The sequence below is a fragment of the Ferrovum sp. genome (assembly GCF_027317285.1).
Taxonomy (GTDB): Bacteria; Pseudomonadota; Gammaproteobacteria; order Burkholderiales; family Ferrovaceae; genus Ferrovum.
The window spans coordinates 1-15,608 of sequence record NZ_DAHVHV010000003.1; the positions used below are offsets into that span (position 1 = coordinate 1).

At 58.8% G+C, this 15,608-nt stretch carries 13 protein-coding genes, 1 other RNA gene and 2 pseudogenes; 14 read left to right on the plus strand and 2 right to left on the minus strand.

Annotation, left to right across the window (positions count from 1 at the left end; genetic code table 11):
• Window positions 1-2 precede the first annotated feature (2 nt).
• Window positions 3-368: a transfer-messenger RNA gene (gene ssrA, locus M6F29_RS01570) on the minus strand.
• Window positions 369-435: 67 nt separating this feature from the next.
• Between ssrA and M6F29_RS01575 the strand changes: the two genes are divergently transcribed.
• From M6F29_RS01575 to cobA, 11 genes and pseudogenes are all read left to right on the plus strand, one after another.
• Window positions 436-1,851: a DEAD/DEAH box helicase gene (locus M6F29_RS01575; RefSeq protein WP_298156861.1), complete on the plus strand. Its 1,416-nt coding sequence runs from the start codon at window positions 436-438 to the stop codon at window positions 1,849-1,851.
• On the plus strand, window positions 1,848-2,153 hold the full coding sequence (locus M6F29_RS01580; protein ID WP_297454552.1) for a DUF167 domain-containing protein: 306 nt from the start codon (window positions 1,848-1,850) through the stop codon (window positions 2,151-2,153). Before M6F29_RS01575 ends, M6F29_RS01580 begins: the two co-directional genes overlap by 4 nt.
• A gap of 70 nt (window positions 2,154-2,223) precedes the next feature.
• The gene (locus M6F29_RS01585) at window positions 2,224-3,696 is read left to right on the plus strand and encodes an FAD-linked oxidase C-terminal domain-containing protein (protein WP_297454555.1); all 1,473 of its coding nucleotides are present in this window, start codon (window positions 2,224-2,226) and stop codon (window positions 3,694-3,696) included.
• 2 nt (window positions 3,697-3,698) lie between these two features.
• On the plus strand, window positions 3,699-4,760 hold the full coding sequence (gene glcE, locus M6F29_RS01590; RefSeq protein WP_298156863.1) for a glycolate oxidase subunit GlcE: 1,062 nt from the start codon (window positions 3,699-3,701) through the stop codon (window positions 4,758-4,760).
• Between the two features lie 4 nt (window positions 4,761-4,764).
• A complete protein-coding gene (gene glcF, locus M6F29_RS01595; protein WP_297454560.1) occupies window positions 4,765-6,036 on the plus strand; it encodes a glycolate oxidase subunit GlcF in 1,272 nt (423 codons plus the stop codon).
• A gap of 73 nt (window positions 6,037-6,109) precedes the next feature.
• Window positions 6,110-6,808, plus strand: coding sequence for a pirin family protein (locus M6F29_RS01600; protein WP_297454562.1), 699 nt, complete (start codon window positions 6,110-6,112; stop codon window positions 6,806-6,808).
• A 3-nt stretch (window positions 6,809-6,811) separates the two neighbouring features.
• A complete protein-coding gene (gene sfsA, locus M6F29_RS01605; RefSeq protein WP_298156864.1) occupies window positions 6,812-7,522 on the plus strand; it encodes a DNA/RNA nuclease SfsA in 711 nt (236 codons plus the stop codon).
• Between the two features lie 51 nt (window positions 7,523-7,573).
• Entirely contained in the window at window positions 7,574-8,458 is an 885-nt protein-coding gene (locus M6F29_RS01610) for a LysR family transcriptional regulator (RefSeq protein ID WP_298156866.1), read from the plus strand.
• 52 nt (window positions 8,459-8,510) lie between these two features.
• On the plus strand, window positions 8,511-8,738 hold the full coding sequence (locus tag M6F29_RS01615) for a sulfurtransferase TusA family protein (RefSeq protein WP_297454568.1): 228 nt from the start codon (window positions 8,511-8,513) through the stop codon (window positions 8,736-8,738).
• Window positions 8,739-8,792: 54 nt separating this feature from the next.
• Window positions 8,793-9,755: pseudogene (locus M6F29_RS12490) on the plus strand (glycosyl transferase family protein); the annotation flags it as partial.
• 45 nt (window positions 9,756-9,800) lie between these two features.
• A pseudogene (gene cobA, locus M6F29_RS12495) lies at window positions 9,801-10,559 on the plus strand (uroporphyrinogen-III C-methyltransferase); the annotation flags it as partial.
• Window positions 10,560-10,579: 20 nt separating this feature from the next.
• Here cobA and M6F29_RS01625 read toward each other — a convergent pair.
• Window positions 10,580-10,918 carry an ArsR/SmtB family transcription factor gene (locus M6F29_RS01625; protein WP_297480974.1) on the minus strand — a complete coding sequence of 113 codons (339 nt, stop codon included), beginning with the start codon at window positions 10,916-10,918 and terminating at the stop codon, window positions 10,580-10,582.
• A gap of 133 nt (window positions 10,919-11,051) precedes the next feature.
• Here M6F29_RS01625 and M6F29_RS01630 point away from each other — a divergent pair, with 133 nt between their 5' ends.
• The 3 genes from M6F29_RS01630 to M6F29_RS01640 are packed head-to-tail and all read left to right on the plus strand — an operon-like array spanning window position 11,052 to window position 15,605.
• The gene (locus tag M6F29_RS01630) at window positions 11,052-12,122 is read left to right on the plus strand and encodes an efflux RND transporter periplasmic adaptor subunit (protein WP_298156869.1); all 1,071 of its coding nucleotides are present in this window, start codon (window positions 11,052-11,054) and stop codon (window positions 12,120-12,122) included.
• A gap of 7 nt (window positions 12,123-12,129) precedes the next feature.
• On the plus strand, window positions 12,130-15,399 hold the full coding sequence (locus M6F29_RS01635) for an efflux RND transporter permease subunit (protein ID WP_298156871.1): 3,270 nt from the start codon (window positions 12,130-12,132) through the stop codon (window positions 15,397-15,399).
• Window positions 15,396-15,605: a YgaP family membrane protein gene (locus M6F29_RS01640; protein ID WP_298156873.1), complete on the plus strand. Its 210-nt coding sequence runs from the start codon at window positions 15,396-15,398 to the stop codon at window positions 15,603-15,605. The genes M6F29_RS01635 and M6F29_RS01640 overlap by 4 nt, the downstream gene beginning before the upstream one ends.
• Window positions 15,606-15,608 lie beyond the last annotated feature (3 nt).

The following is a 15,608-nucleotide window of genomic DNA, read 5'->3' on the forward strand; positions in this document are numbered from 1 at the left end:
AATGGTGGAGGCGGCGGGAATCGAACCCGCGTCCGTCAGTCCTCTACAAGCAGATCTACATACTTAGTCAGGCTCTTTGGCTTTAATCCTTACGACGTTAACCGACGAACTTCGCTTGGACGATCTCCCTTGAGTTTAGGAACCGATGAAGGAGCCCCATCAGGTTACGAGTCTCTGTAAATGACCCTGCCATTCGGTTTCCCGAACTCCCACCCAGAGACCAGTGGGTGCAGGGCCTGGCCGTCAAGCGGCCAGGGCGTAGTTGTCGTCGTTGGCAACTATATGGTTTCCAGATGGATTTACGAGGTCACTGGTCCTCGGTATGCACTGCATTGCTTTGTAACCGCCGTCGAAGCCAGGTCGCCCCCAGTCTCGAACGTGGTATTATGCCACATCTGTGGTATTCCTGAAATGGTTGTTGGAGTGATGAAATTAATGACATTTGAATCCTTGGGGCTTTCTCCTGAAATACTGCGAGCGATTACGGACGAGGGATACACTACCCCCACCCCGGTCCAGGTTCAGGCCATCCCGTTGGTGTTGGCAGGGCAGGATGTGCAGGCTGCCGCTCAAACTGGAACGGGAAAGACGGCCGGGTTCACCTTGCCTATTTTGCACCGCCTCCAACCCATGGCCAGTTCCAGCCCTTCGCCGGCGCGTCACCCCATTCGCTGTCTGGTTCTGACCCCAACGCGCGAGTTGGCGGCCCAGGTCCAGGAAAGCGTCAAGACCTATGGGCGCTACTTGGCATTGCGCAGTACGGTGATCTATGGGGGAGTGGCCATGCCCCCTCAGGTCAAGGCATTGCAAGCGGGCGTGGAAATCGTGGTGGCCACCCCGGGACGCTTGCTGGATCATGTCCAGCAAAAAACCATCAATCTGTCTCAGGTGGAGATTCTGGTCCTGGATGAAGCGGATCGGATGCTGGACATGGGCTTCATTCCGGACATTCGAAAGATCATTGCCTTGTTGCCGACGCGTCGCCAAAACCTGCTGTTTTCTGCCACTTTTTCAGAGGATATCAGGAAGTTATCCAAGGGGATCCTGAATGACCCGGCAACCGTGGAAGTGGCGCGGGCCAATGCCACGGCAATGTCCATCACCCAACTCATCTATCCGGTGGAAGCCGAGCGGAAACGGGCGTTGTTGACCCATTTGATTCGGACGCTGCCCATCCCTCAGGCCATCGTGTTCACACGTACCAAACATGGGGCCAATCGTTTGTGCGCTCAGTTGGAAAAGGAGCAGATTCCTGCGGCAGCCATTCATAGCGATAAAACCCAGTCCCATCGTACGCGCACTCTGGAACAGTTCAAGGCGGGGGAAGTCTCCATTCTGGTGGCCACGGACATTGCGGCACGAGGACTGGATATAGACCAATTGCCCTTTGTCGTCAATTTCGAACTGCCCCATGTGCCTGAGGATTATGTGCACCGCATTGGTCGGACCGGACGGGCCGGCAGTCAAGGTTGTGCCATTTCTCTGGTCAGTCCGGAGGAAAGCCGTGAGCGGCAGGCCATCGAGTCGCTGATCAAGCAGACCATTCGTGAAGAAGTCCCCGTAAATTTTGAGGTTATCGAACCTGTGCAGCGCCCTGCGGAACGGCGCCCTCCCCGGGAAGCCGATGGCCGTTCGCGGGCCGATCGTCGTCATGTCACGCGTCCGCCGGAGGGTGAAGTAGTGGCGGAGCAAGTTGCTCGAGAGCCCAAGGTCCCTCGTCCTGTCCAGGAAGCGCCGAGGTCGGTGTATTCCCATCATCACTTCAGCCGTCCTCCTCTGGGTTTATCCGGTATCAAGAAACACCGTGAGATCCCTGCATTGTTGGGAGGTTTGCTGAAGAAGGCGCCGTGAGCACGGAATTCTGCCGACATGAACCAAAAACCGGGGCATGGGTATTGACTCTGCATATCCAACCGGGTGCCCGCCGGACCGAAGTGATCGGAAGGCATGGGGATGCCCTCAAGATTCGTTTGGCTGCCCCGCCTGTGGACGGACGGGCCAATCAGGTTCTTCGTCGTTTTTTGGCAGAGCGGTTCCAACTCTCTCTGGATGCCGTGGAATTGCGCAGCGGTCTGACAGGCAGGCACAAACGGGTGGCTCTGTATGGCTTGGATATCGTCGATCCAAGCGGAATATTGTTATTTGATTCATAGTGTCACGTCATGACCTTCATGCTTTTTGGTGTACGAACCCATCAAATTCCCCAGAGAACCGATTCATTCCATGGACAAGTCAGAAATCCCCAGTGAGTTGGAGATCGGTCAGGCATTGCGCCAGTGGTTGCCGGAATCGGCTATCCTGACGACGCCCGAATCCAAGCGTCCCTATGAAACCGATGGATTGTCGGCCTATCGTCAAATGCCTTATGTGGTTGTGCTGCCTGCCACGGAAAAAGAGGTACAGGCCGTTTTGCGCTATTGCCATGCCCAGCGTATCCCGGTGGTTGCGCGCGGGGCAGGGACAGGGCTTTCGGGCGGGGCTTTGCCCCACGAACGCGGGGTATTGCTGTCGTTGGCACGGCTCAGGAATATCTTGCAGATCGACCCTCTGGCACGCACGGTACGGGTTCAGCCCGGCGTACGCAATCTGGCCATCACCCAGGCGGTGGACGCCCATGGATTGTATTATGCGCCCGACCCTTCTTCCCAAATTGCCTGTAGCATCGGCGGTAATGTCGCCGAAAACTCGGGAGGGGTACATTGCCTGAAATACGGTTTGACGCTGCACAACATTCTTCGTCTGCGGGTTCTCACCGTGACGGGGGAGGCGGTGGAAATCGGTTCGGAAGCACCCGATAGTGTCGGGTTCGACTTCATGGCCTTGCTGACGGGGAGTGAAGGATTGCTGGCGATCATTACCGAAGTGACTGTAAAAGTCATTCCCAAGCCGATGTTTTCAAAAGTGATCATGGCATCATTCGATACGGTGGAACAGGCCGGAGACGCCGTGGCGCACATGATTGCGGCAGGGATCATTCCGGCCGGGCTGGAAATGATGGATGCTCTGGCCACTCGCGCGGCCGAGGATTTCGTGCATGCGGGCTATCCGGTGGAAGCCGCAGCCGTGCTGCTCTGTGAATCCGATGGGATGCCGGAAGTGGTCGAGGATGAACTGGCGCGCATGAAAACCATTCTCGAGGAAAATGGAGCCACAGAACTCAGGGTTGCGCGGGACGAAGCAGAACGATTGCGTTTCTGGGCCGGACGCAAGGCCGCTTTCCCGGCGGTGGGGCGGTTGGCCCCGGATTACTACTGTATCGACGGGACCATTCCGCGTCGTCGCCTGGGTGAAGTACTGAGGCGGATCGCCGATTGGTCTCTGGAATACGGGCTTGAGGTGGCCAACGTGTTTCATGCCGGCGACGGTAACCTGCACCCCCTGATCCTGTATGATGCGGGGGTTCCCGGCGAATTTCATAAAACGGAAGAGTTGGCGGGACGGATTCTGGAACTCTGCGTGGAAGTCGGTGGCACCATCACGGGAGAGCATGGCGTGGGCGTGGAAAAGATCAATCAGATGTGTGTTCAGTTTGGACAGGATGAAATCACGGTGTTTCATGAGATCAAGGCGGCTTTCGATCCGGAGGGATTACTGAATCCCGGCAAAGCGATTCCAACCTTGCAGCGTTGTGCCGAAGGCGGACGAATGCACGTCCACCACAACCGGTTGCCTCATCCTGAACTTCCCCGGTTTTGACCATGCAAGGCGAGTTGGAACCCCTTTGCGCACAGGTTCGGCAGGCCAATGAAGCCAGACGGCCCCTGCGCATCCGTGGGGGCGGCAGCAAATCCTTCCTGGCCTGCTCTGCCGCTCCCGAGGTGTTGGACCTGCGTCTGTATGCCGGGATCGTGGACTATGAACCGAGTGAACTGGTCGTTACGGCACGGGCTGGAACGCCTCTGGTTGCGCTGGAGCGTCTGCTCGAGGAAAACGGCCAAATGCTGGCCTTCGAACCTCCTCATCTCGGGCTGCAGGCCACGGTGGGCGGGATGGTGGCTGCAGGGCTGTCGGGTCCGCGCCGTATGGCCCAGGGCGCCGTCAGGGATTTTGTGCTGGGCGTTCGCATGATCGACGGTCAGGGGCGGGATTTGTCCTTTGGGGGGCGCGTGATCAAGAATGTGGCGGGTTTTGATGTTTCTCGCCTGATGGTGGGGGCCTGGGGAGCCCTGGGGGTGTTGACGGAGGTAACCCTGAAGGTTGTTCCCCGTGCTTCCGCTCAATTGACTCTGGAGTGGAACCTCTCGGAGGCCCAGGCCCTGCAACGGATCAATGAGTGGGCGGGGCAGCCTTGGCCGATCACGGCCTCCAGTTATTATCAGGGACGCTTGCGCGTGCGTCTGGAAGGTCCGCGCAAGGCGCTGGAGTCCAGCGCAGCCCGTTTGGGGGGAAAGGAAATTCTGGAAGGGAAAGGGTGGTGGATGGGCTTGCGCGAACAACAACTGGATTTTTTCATGACGCCTAAGCCGCTCTGGCGGATAGCCGTGCGACCGACCACCGGGCCGCTGGGTTTGTCGGGTCAGACGCTGGTGGAATGGGGGGGAGGACTACGCTGGATCGCCTGCGATCATGGCCACGCCCAGGTTCATGCCATGGCGCGGGAGGCCGGAGGGCACGCCCAGCAGTGGCATGGCGGCGATCCGGCGCGTCCTTTTCCCGAGCCTCCCTCGGGCGCACTGCTTGCCCTTCACCGCAGCCTCAAGAAAGTTTTTGATCCGGCCGGAATCCTGAATCCTGGGCTCCCCGGTTTTCTGGAGGGGTAAGGCCATGGAGACCCATCTTGACGAAAAAACGCGTGCCTCACCGGCAGCAGCCTCCATCGAGGGGATTCTTCGCTCCTGTGTGCATTGCGGATTTTGTTTGGCCACCTGTCCGACCTACCAGATACTGGGAGATGAACGAGATAGTCCGCGGGGACGGATCTACCTGATCAAGGCGCTCATGGAAGGCAAGGCAGAGGGGAAGGAAACCCGCCTTCATCTCGACCGCTGTCTGACCTGTCGTTCCTGCGAGACGACCTGCCCCTCCGGCGTGGAGTATGCCCATCTGCTGGAAGAAGGGCGTCAATGGGTGGAAAAAACCGTGCCGCGTCCCCTGGGGCAACGTGTGGTTCGTACTTTGCTCAAGACTGTACTGCCCCGACCGGTGCTCTTTCAAACCTTGTTGAATATGGGACGCATGGTGCGTCCTCTGCTTCCCGAGCGATGGGGTTCCGCCATTCCTGCCCGCCAGGGCGCAGGCTGGATCCCTTCCGTCCGCCACGACAGACGCGTGGTTTTTCTGGCCGGTTGTGTCCAACCTGCCCTGACCCCAGCCACTCAGGGCGCGGCACAGCGCCTGCTGGATCGATTGGGTATTTCCGGGGTGGTGGCGCCCGGTGCGGGATGTTGCGGCGCTCTGGCTCATCATTTGGGCGATGAAGAGAAAGCGCTGGAGGCCATGCGTCGCAATATCGATGCCTGGTGGCCTCTCGTGGAACAAGGGGCTGAAGCCATCGTCAGTACGGCTTCGGGCTGCGGAGCCGAAGTGCGTGAATATGGGCATGCCCTGCGCCATGACCCCGCGTATCGGGAAAGAGCCAGCCGGGTGACCGAGTTGGCCCAGGATATTTCCGAAGTACTGATCAGGGAGATCGGCGTCACTCTGGACGAACAACGATTGACCTTGAAAAGCCTTGGCATCGACTCCGATCGGTCCAAAGGGCGTGTTGCCTTTCATGCCCCCTGTTCACTTCAGCACGGATTGCGTCTGCGTGGGGGCGTCGAACAGTTGTTACGGGCAGCGGGGGCGGAACTCACTGCCGTGGAGGATGCGCATCTTTGTTGTGGTTCGGCCGGAACTTATTCCATACTCCAACCCGAGTTATCCGGGCAACTCAAGAAAAACAAACTGGCGGCGCTCAAGGCCGGAAAACCGGAGGTCATCCTGAGCGCCAACATCGGATGTCAGATGCATCTGGCCAAGGATGAAGCGATTCCCGTCCGGCACTGGGTGGAGTGGCTGGATGACCTGATTCCTCGACGGGCAGGGGGGGCTTGATTCCGGCTTCCATTGTCCCTATCTTCCGTCCATGGGATCCGCGCACCGGATCCCGTTTTCGGGGAGATGACTCATGTTGGCACTGCGTCGTTCCAAAGACAGGGGATATGCCCATCAAGGCTGGCTGGAATCCTGGCACTCGTTTTCCTTCGCGGATTACCATGATCCGGCGCACATGCATTACAGTGTCCTGCGGGTCCTGAATGATGACCGGATTGCGCCGAACAGTGGTTTTGGCACGCACCCTCATCAGGATATGGAAATCATTACCTACCTCCTCGAAGGCAGCCTGGAACACCGGGACAGCATGGGGAATGGGTCGGTGATCAAGGCCGGAGAGGTGCAGAGGATGAGCGCGGGCAGTGGCATCACCCACAGCGAATTCAATCCATCGGAGTCTGATCCCGTCCATCTGTTGCAGATATGGATTTTGCCCGACCGGCGGGGGCTTACTCCTGAATATGAACAGAAGAATTTCCTGCCCGAAGAACGGCGCGGGCGGCTCTGCCTCATTGCGTCTCCAGACGGGCGCGACGGGTCTCTGACGATTCATCAGGATGTCCGGATGTATGCCTCGATCCTGGGGGCGGATGACACCCTGATGTACGATTTTGCTCCGGGGCGCAAGGGCTATTTGCAAGTGGCGGCTGGCGATTTGATCGTGGACGGGCATCCCTTGCGGGAGGGCGACGGACTGCGCATTGCCCGGCGCGAAAGGATCGCCATCGGGACTCCGGGACAAACGGAGTTCCTGTTGTTCGATTTGCCCTGATTCATGGATTACGCGGAATCTCTGAGTGAGGGGCGCCTGTTGCGGCGCTATCAGCGTTTTCTGGCGGATGTCGAACTCGGAGACGGAGAAGTCGTTACGGCCCATGTCCCCAATACAGGCAGCCTGTTGGGATGCCTGGAGGCGGGGCAGGGCGCACGTCTGAGTCGCGCGCGCGACACCACCCGTCGTTGCCCCTATACCCTCGAGCAGATTCAGGTTGGCAAGGTTTGGGTGGGGGTGAATACGCATCGGGCCAATGCGTTGGTGGGAGAAGCCTTGGGACGAGGCGCAATCGGGGAAGTATCAGGCTATGCCCGCCATCGTCCGGAGGTTCCCTACGGGCAACAACGTAGCCGGATCGATTGGCTGCTTGACGATCAGAACGCTCCTGCCTGTTATCTCGAAGTCAAGAGCGTGACCACCAGCCTCGAATCGGGGGTTGGATTGTTTCCGGATGCCGTCAGTCAGCGTGCCTTGAAGCATCTGAAGGAATTGAGGGATTGTGTGGTGCATGGGGGCGCGCGTGGGGTATTGCTGTTCTGCGTCCAGCGCCCGGATATTCACGTCGTACATCCTGCAGATGCCATCGATCCTGCCTATGGTCGGTTACTGCGAGACGTGATGCGGGAAGGGGTGGAAGTGTTGGCTTACGGGGTTGAACCTACCCGAACCGGCCTCCTTTGGGGGCCAAGGATAGGCGTCCATTATCCCTGATGCTCCGGGGGATGGTTTTTAACGCATCGAGTGCGCAGCGATCTCTCGTCCATGAAACTGAACTTCCATCATTTGAGAGCATTTGCAGAAGTTGCCCGTACCGGTAGTTTTACGGGCGCGGCAGAATGTCTGTACCTTACTCAGCCAGCCATCTCCAAGGCGGTCGGCAGCCTCGAGGAGGTCCTGGGCATCGCGCTGCTGGAACGAACGTCGCGGCAGGTCAAGCTGACGGAGGCGGGGGTGTCCCTGTTTTCTCATGCCCGGTCCATCTTTGCCCTGGAACAGGCAGCGTTGCAGGATATCGAGGAGCGACGCGGATTACGCAAGGGTTGTTTGCATATCGGTGCCAGCACGACCATTGCCACCTACTGGCTGGGACAGGATCTGGCTCTTTTTCTGGAACGCTATCCACAAATCGACATTCGGGTGAGCAGTGGGAACACGGAAACCATGGTACATCAGGTACTGGAAGGCCTGGTGGAGGTGGCACTGGTGGAAGGGCCAGTGGATGAGGAGCGCCTGAATTGCGAATTGTGGGACAATGAGCCCCTGCTTCTGGTGACGAAACCGGGAGTGGAACGGGCGCATCTTGGGCAATGCCGCTGGATTCTTCGAGAAGAAGGATCTGGCACGGCACGGGTGGTGGCGGAAATTCTGACGCATCTGGGGATCGTTCCTGCGCGACAGGTTGTCGTGCAAAGCAACCAGGCAGCCGTTCAGATGGTCGTCGCAGGCGTGGGGGTTGCCATTGTTCCCGCGATCATGGCGGCCCACCATCTCGAACGGGGGGAGTTGGCCTGCATTCCCTGGTCGCAGGGAGAACTGCAACGTTCGCTCAGCAAGATCTCCCTGAAGGGACGACCGGCCAGTCCGGCGCGTGCCGCCTTTGAATCTTTTCTCGGCGAAACCCGAGGTCAAATAAAATCCGTTTCCTGAGGTGCCTCGGCGGAGCGCCAGTCGGGACGGATGACGAAATGGAGAAAGTGCTATGCAAGTGGACAAGGAACTGGATGTCCGGGGAATGGGTTGTCCCCTGCCAATCCTGAAAACAAAAAAATCCCTGGCGGATATGGCGCCGGGGCAGGTACTCAGAATCATTTCCACCGATAGCGGTTCGATGGGAGACATGCAGGCTTTTTCCAGACAAACCGGTCACGAGTTGATCTCTGCGCTACAAGAGGGGGGCGAGTACACTTTTTTCCTCAGAAAGAAGTGAGCATGGTTTCCCTCGAGGGACACGCGCGGGTTTGAATCTTTGGTACCATGGGTCATGGAACATCCTTTTACGAAGTTTATACGGGTGCTGGGCAAGGGGCAGCGCGGTGCCCGCAGTTTGACCGAGGCAGAAGCCGAGGAAGCCCTCGGCCTGATTCTGGCGGGCTCGGTGCGTCCGGAACAGATCGGGGCGTTTCTTTCGCTGGTTCGTCTCAAGGAGGAAACGGCAGAGGAAGTGGCCGGCATGGTCCGGGCGCTGCGACATTCCCTGCCTCCGGGACCCAGGGTGCCAGTGGACCTGGATTGGGCCAGTTATGCCGGAAAACGACGTCAATTGCCCTGGTATGTCCTGTCAGCGTTGCTTCTGGCCGGGCGCGGCATCCGGGTGTTGATGCATGGTCTGGCGCAGGTTGGGACCGAACGCCGTTCTGTCGCTGACGCTTTGAAGGCCCTGGGAATTCCTCAGTCATACTCGCTGGACGAGGCGGTGGACTCCCTGGCAAGGACCGGTTTCGCCTTTGTCTCCGTGGCAAGTTTTTCTCCCCAGATCATGAAGTTACTCAAACTGAAGCAGGTGCTGGGGCTACGCTCGCCCATTCATACCGTGGCGCGCATGAGTAATCCGTTGAATGCGCCCGTCTCCCTGATCGGGATCTTTCATCCGGGCTATGACGCGATTCACCAGCAGGCGGCCCGGTTGCTGGAAGATCCCTGTTTATTCGTGTTCAAGGGGGAAGGAGGGGAGGCCGAAGTCAATCCGGATGGCACGATCCAACTTTATTGGTCCAGACAGGGCATGGCGCAGCAGGAAGTCTGGCCAGCCCGCTTCGAGAAACGGCATCTGCGCGACGACGAAATGGATTGCGCCCGTTTGTACCGGGTATGGACGGGGGAGGAGGAGAGTGACTACGGGGAGGCGGCTGTGGTGGAGACGGCGGCAGTCGCCCTGTTCGCCCTGGAACGGGCAGCCACTGTCGAAGAAGCACGGGCTCTGGCCGGGGAGTGGTGGGAACAACGAGATCGCCGGCGTTTTACCGGGCCGCGTCAGGATTCCATCCTCCCGGGAAAAGTGTTTCTGGTGGGGGCGGGACCAGGGGATCCCGACTTGCTCACCGTCAAGGCGTTGCGTCTCATGAATCAGGCGGATGTCGTGGTCCATGACAACCTGGTCTCTCCGGGGGTCATGGCCCTGCTTCCTCCCGAGGTGACGTGCCTCTATGTGGGAAAGCAACGCGGTCACCATGCCGTGCCGCAGGAAGGGATCAACGAACTCCTGGTGCGTTTGGCGCTGGAAGGTAAAAAGGTACTGAGGCTCAAGGGGGGGGACCCCTTCATCTTTGGGCGAGGGGGGGAGGAAATCGAAACCCTCGCTGCACATGGAATTCCCTTCGAAGTGGTTCCCGGCATCACAGCGGCTTCCGGTATCGCGGCTTATGCCGGCATCCCCCTGACGCATCGGGATCACGCCCAATCCTGTATTTTCGTGACGGGCCATCTCAAGGACGGGACCATGGATCTGGACTGGGAAAACCTGGCGCGTCCCCAGCAAACGCTGGTGGTGTATATGGGGTTGCACGGCCTGGAGATTTTATGCCGGGAACTGATCGGTCACGGCCTTTCCCCGATGACCCCGGCCGCGATCATTCAGCAGGGAACCACCCGGCATCAGCGGGTCATGACGGGCACGCTGGAAACCTTGCCGGCGCAGGTGCGAGCCGAACCCCTGCACGCCCCCACCCTGATCATTGTGGGCGGGGTGGTGGGATTGCATCGTACCCTTCACTGGTTTGATCGGGAGATGCCAAGCCCGTCCGGAAGGTGAATTCCGGAAGGTTCTTTCAGTCAGGGGGCGGTTTCGCGCGGTTTGCAGAATTGGGTTTGCAATGCCTTGATGATGGCCACCGATTCCGGGCTGATCACTCGGTAGAAAATATGCTTCCCTTCCCGTCGGGTGGCAACCAGACCCTCTTCCCGCAAGATGCCCAGTTGTTGTGACAAGGTGGGTTGATGAATGTCCAGAGCAGACTCCAATTCGCTGACACAACATTCGCCCTCGGCCAAACGGCAGAGCAGGACGAGACGATCCGGGTTGGCCAGCACTTTGAGAAAACTGCACGCCCGATCGGCCGAAGCATACATCTGCTTGAAATCATGCGGCGTTATGCCCTCACATGGGTCCATTTCGGGGATCTCCAAAGGATGTTTTCAGGAATGTCTTGACACTCTATCATAAAACGATATATAAAGTTACATAATATTGATTTGTAAATAATCAAGAAGAGGCAAGGACTGCCAATAAAGAGGACAGTGCACCATGGCAAGAACCGTAATGAAAAAGGATGACGGGTCCAATCGAAGGTTTTTCCGGATCTTTGTGGTCATGCTGATGGGGCTTTCTCTTCGTACCGTCTCCCTGCAGGCTCAGGAAACGAGGGAAACGGAAGCGCTCCGTGGCATGACGAGTTACGATGGCGTGATTGAAGCCGAGCGTCAGACGGTGATCGCTGCCGAGGTTTCCGGGCGGGTGGTGGTCGTGGTGGTGCATCCTGGTGAGCAGGTCAGGAAGAATCAGGTTCTGATTCGTCTGGATGGACAGGCGATGGACCAGAATGTCGTGGCCAAGGTGGCTCAGGAGCGGGCGATCCGGGCTGCGCTGGAAGAGGCGACCCGCGCCTATGAACGTCAGGACCAACTGTTTGCCAAGGGCTACATCAGCCAGGCTGCACTGGATCGGGCAGAAGCCCGTTTCAAAACCACAAAAGCCCAGACGGAGGCACAATTGGCCGAATCGTCGGCACTGCGTGCCCAGGCGGGTTACTACGTCTTGCGCGCGCCTTTTGATGGCATTGTGGCAGAAGTCCCTGTGAATCTCGGGGACATGGCGCAACCGGGGCGGGCTCTGGTGTCTCTTTATGACCCTTCCCGCCTGCGTGTCACGGTTCAGGTCCCGGAAAGTGCGATTGTCTCTTCATCCACCACCGTACAGAGCCGGTTGGAACTGGGGGGTACGGGCATGAAGGGGCAGTGGATCGTCCCAACCTACGTTACCGTATTGCCCACGGCAGATCCGGTCAGTCATACGGTTCAGGTTCGTTTGGGTTTGCCGGGTGACGCAAGCCATCCTCTGGGGCGGCCGGGGACCTTTGTGCGGGCCTGGTTTCCGAGCGGGGATTCAACGCACGGGGCGCTCTGGGTTCCCCTCGGCGCGGTGGTCCATCGTGCCGAGATGACAGGAGTGTATGTGCGCGACCGAGAGGGGCATCCCTTGTTAAGGCAGGTTCGTCTGGGCCGTGTCCTGGGTCAGCAGGTGGAAATCCTGAGTGGGGTCTCTCCCGGCGAGCCGGTCGTTCCTGATGCGCAACGGGCTCTGACACAGGGACGGTGAAGGAACGATGAAATCCTCACTCGGCATCTCCGGGCGTATCGCCCGCTTTTTTCAAACGGCGCAGATTACCCCATTGCTGGCGCTGGTCGGCTTTCTGCTGGGCGTTTTTGCGATTCTGGTGACCCCGCGCGAAGAAGAACCCCAGATCAATGTCACCATGGCCAACGTTCTGATTCCTTTTCCGGGGGCTTCTGCCCGGGATGTGGAACAAATGGTGGCAGCACCGGCCGAACAGGTTCTGGGACAGATTCAGGGCCTCGATCATGTGTTTTCCCTGTCTCGTCCCGGATTGGCGGTCATGACCGTCCAGTTCAAGGTGGGGGTGCCGCGCACCGAGGCGCTGGTGCGACTCTACGATGCCGTGAATTCCCATGCGGACTGGCTCCCGCGAAATTTAGGTGTTCTGTCGCCCCTCATCAAACCCAAGGGGATCGACGACGTGCCTATCCTTACCCTGACGCTCTACAGTAAAAACCCGCAGGTCGGCGCCTACGCGCTGGAGCGGGTCGCCCAGAGCATGGAAGGAGACCTCAAACGGGTACCCGGAACGCGCGCGGTGTTTACGGTGGGAGGGCCAGGGCGTGCCCTGCGCATCAATCTGGACCCTGCGCGATTGATGGGCAGTCATATCACCCTGGAGCAGGTACGCGCTGCCGTACAGTCTGCCAATCAGGGGTTGCCGGTGGGGGACTTGCTGGTGGGAAACCACGCCATTGCGGTGGAAAGTGGCGACTACCTGAGCGATGCTCAGGACGTCGGGAACCTGATCGTGGGGGTAACCGATCATCGCCCCGTCTACCTGAAGGAAGTAGCGCAGGTCGAAGATGGACCCCAAACGCCCAACCGCTATGTGTGGTTCGGTCAGGCGGGGAAACAGGGCTCCGTGGACTATCCGGCAGTCACCCTGGCGGTGACCAAGAAACCGGGGGAAAATGCCATCAGCGTGGCCCATGCCCTCATGAATCAAGTGGATCGTCTCAAGAATACGGTTGTTCCGGCCGATGTGGTGGTGGTCGAGACTCGCAACTATGGCGAAACAGCCAACGACAAGGCGGAGAAACTGATCCACAAACTGCTTTTTGCCACGGCGTCCGTCGTTGCGCTGGTTTTTCTGGCATTGGGGCGACGGGAGGCCGCGATCGTGGGATGCGCGGTGATCCTGACCTTGACCGTCACCCTCTTTGCCTCCTGGGCCTGGGGATTTACCCTCAATCGGGTTTCACTCTTTGCTCTGATCTTCTCTATCGGGATTCTGGTGGATGATGCCATCGTGGTTGTGGAAAACATTCATCGCCACCAGCACCTGTTTCCAGGCAAAACGCTGCGCGAACTGATTCCCGGCGCGGTGGATGAAGTGGGCGGGCCCACCATTCTGGCCACACTGACCGTGATTGCAGCGCTCCTGCCCATGGCATTCGTGACCGGGTTGATGGGACCCTACATGTCTCCCATTCCCATCAATGCCAGCATGGGCATGGTCCTGTCCTTGTCCATTGCCTTCATGGTCACGCCCTGGTTGGCGCGGATCTGGATGAAAGAAGGACAGGTTCAGAGCGGACATCCGACGGAACCCGATCCGGCCATCCGGGCGGTTCAGGACCCCCACCCGCAGGGGTTGGCCAAACTTCTGGCCCCCTGGTTCCGGCGGATATTCACGCCGTTGCTGGACGATCTTGAAGGGCAGCGTAACCGTCGCCGGGCAGGACTGGGAATCGTGGTTCTGATCGCCTTGTCTCTGATACTCCCGGTGGCGGGACTGGTGCGGCTCAAAATGCTCCCCTTCGACAACAAATCGGAGTTTCAGGTGATCGTGGATATGCCGGCGGGAACGCCTCTCGAGGAAACTGCTGCCGTGATCCACGAGTTGGGTGCTTATTTGACCACGGTTCCCGAGGTAACGAACTATCAGGCCTACGTGGGGACGGCGGCCCCCATCAATTTCAATGGGCTGGTGCGCCAGTATTATCTGAGGGCATCCAGCGAACTGGGCGATCTCCAGGTCAATCTGGTGGACAAGTCCCGCCGCAGGGAACAGAGCCATGCCATTGCAACCCGCCTTCGTCCCGCGTTGCAGGCCATTGGTCGGCGCTTTGGGGCCAATGTCAAGATTGCCGAAGTGCCGCCCGGCCCTCCGGTTCTTTCACCGATCGTGGCTGAAATCTATGGGCCGACGGCAGAAGGACGTCTGACCGTGACCAAGGCCGTGCGGCAGGTGTTTTCCACGACGCCGGGAATCGTCGACGTGGGCGACAGCAGCATCGTGTCGGCGCCCAGGATCCTGCTTCAGGTCAATCGTAACAAGGCCGCACTCCTTGGAGTTTCCCAACAGACCATAGCCGTTACGCTGCAGACGGCCCTTTCGGGCGAGGCCGTGACCTGGCTGCACGACCGGAGCAAGTATCCCGCAGCCGTCTGGCTGCAACTTTCGCCAGATCGACAGGGTAGTCTGGATACCCTGCTTTCTCTGGGGGTGCGAGGGGCCGAGGGACAAATCATTCCGCTGCGCGAGTTGGTCAGTCGGGTGGACACGGTGCGTGAACAGCCGATTTACCATAAAGACCTGTTACCGGTCGATTATGTGGTCGGAGACATGGCAGGGAAGGTGGACAGTCCACTTTATGGCCTGTTTGACATGCGTTCGCGTATCGTGCAGATACCGACTCCAGGCGGCGGAAAATTGAGAGACGAGTTCATTCATCCTCCCGCAGAGGGCTATCGAAATTACATTCTGAAATGGGACGGGGAATGGCAGGTGACTTACGAAACGTTCCGTGACATGGGCCTGGCCTACGGGGTGGGACTCATCTTGATCTATCTGCTGGTGGTGGCACAGTTTGGCTCCTATTTGACCCCTCTCATCATCATGGCCCCGATTCCGTTGACCCTCATCGGTGTCATGCCGGGGCATGCCTTGTTGGGCGCCCAGTTCACCGCCACCAGCATGATCGGAATGATTGCCCTGGCCGGGATCATCGTGCGTAATTCCATCCTGCTGGTGGACTTCATCAATGTTCAGGTGGCACAGGGTATCCCTTTCAAGGAGGCCGTCGTGCGTTCCGCCATCACTCGTGCCCAACCCATCGTTCTGACCGGGCTGGCTGCCATGATGGGGGCCTTTTTCATTCTCGATGATCCCATTTTCAACGGACTGGCCATCTCCCTGATTTTCGGCATTCTGGTCTCCACCCTTCTGACATTGGTGGTGATCCCCATGCTGTATTACACCGCTTATCATTCTCAACACTCAAACCCATCCAAGGAGGGACCCGGATCATGACCAGCTGGCGCATCGTTCGTATCATTGCAGGCACATTCATTCTTCTTTCACTGGCGCTGGGCAGTCCTGCCAGCCCCTTCTACCAGAGTCCCTGGTGGTTGGTTTTCACCGCTTTCGTGGGGGTCAACCTGCTACAAAGCGGGGTTACCCGATGGTGCCTGATGGAAACCCTACTTCGCAAACTGGGTATCCGGGCCGGGTGCTGATCC

Coding starts and splice junctions, on each gene's coding strand:
- M6F29_RS01575 (WP_298156861.1), top strand. CDS start 436: ATGACATTTGAATCCTTGGGGCTTTCTCCTGAAATACTGCGAGCGATT.
- M6F29_RS01585 (WP_297454555.1), top strand. CDS start 2,224: ATGGACAAGTCAGAAATCCCCAGTGAGTTGGAGATCGGTCAGGCATTG.
- glcE (WP_298156863.1), top strand. CDS start 3,699: ATGCAAGGCGAGTTGGAACCCCTTTGCGCACAGGTTCGGCAGGCCAAT.
- glcF (WP_297454560.1), top strand. CDS start 4,765: ATGGAGACCCATCTTGACGAAAAAACGCGTGCCTCACCGGCAGCAGCC.
- M6F29_RS01600 (WP_297454562.1), top strand. CDS start 6,110: ATGTTGGCACTGCGTCGTTCCAAAGACAGGGGATATGCCCATCAAGGC.
- sfsA (WP_298156864.1), top strand. CDS start 6,812: ATGGATTACGCGGAATCTCTGAGTGAGGGGCGCCTGTTGCGGCGCTAT.
- M6F29_RS01610 (WP_298156866.1), top strand. CDS start 7,574: ATGAAACTGAACTTCCATCATTTGAGAGCATTTGCAGAAGTTGCCCGT.
- M6F29_RS01615 (WP_297454568.1), top strand. CDS start 8,511: ATGCAAGTGGACAAGGAACTGGATGTCCGGGGAATGGGTTGTCCCCTG.
- M6F29_RS01625 (WP_297480974.1), bottom strand. CDS start 10,918: ATGGACCCATGTGAGGGCATAACGCCGCATGATTTCAAGCAGATGTAT.
- M6F29_RS01630 (WP_298156869.1), top strand. CDS start 11,052: ATGGCAAGAACCGTAATGAAAAAGGATGACGGGTCCAATCGAAGGTTT.
- M6F29_RS01635 (WP_298156871.1), top strand. CDS start 12,130: ATGAAATCCTCACTCGGCATCTCCGGGCGTATCGCCCGCTTTTTTCAA.
- M6F29_RS01640 (WP_298156873.1), top strand. CDS start 15,396: ATGACCAGCTGGCGCATCGTTCGTATCATTGCAGGCACATTCATTCTT.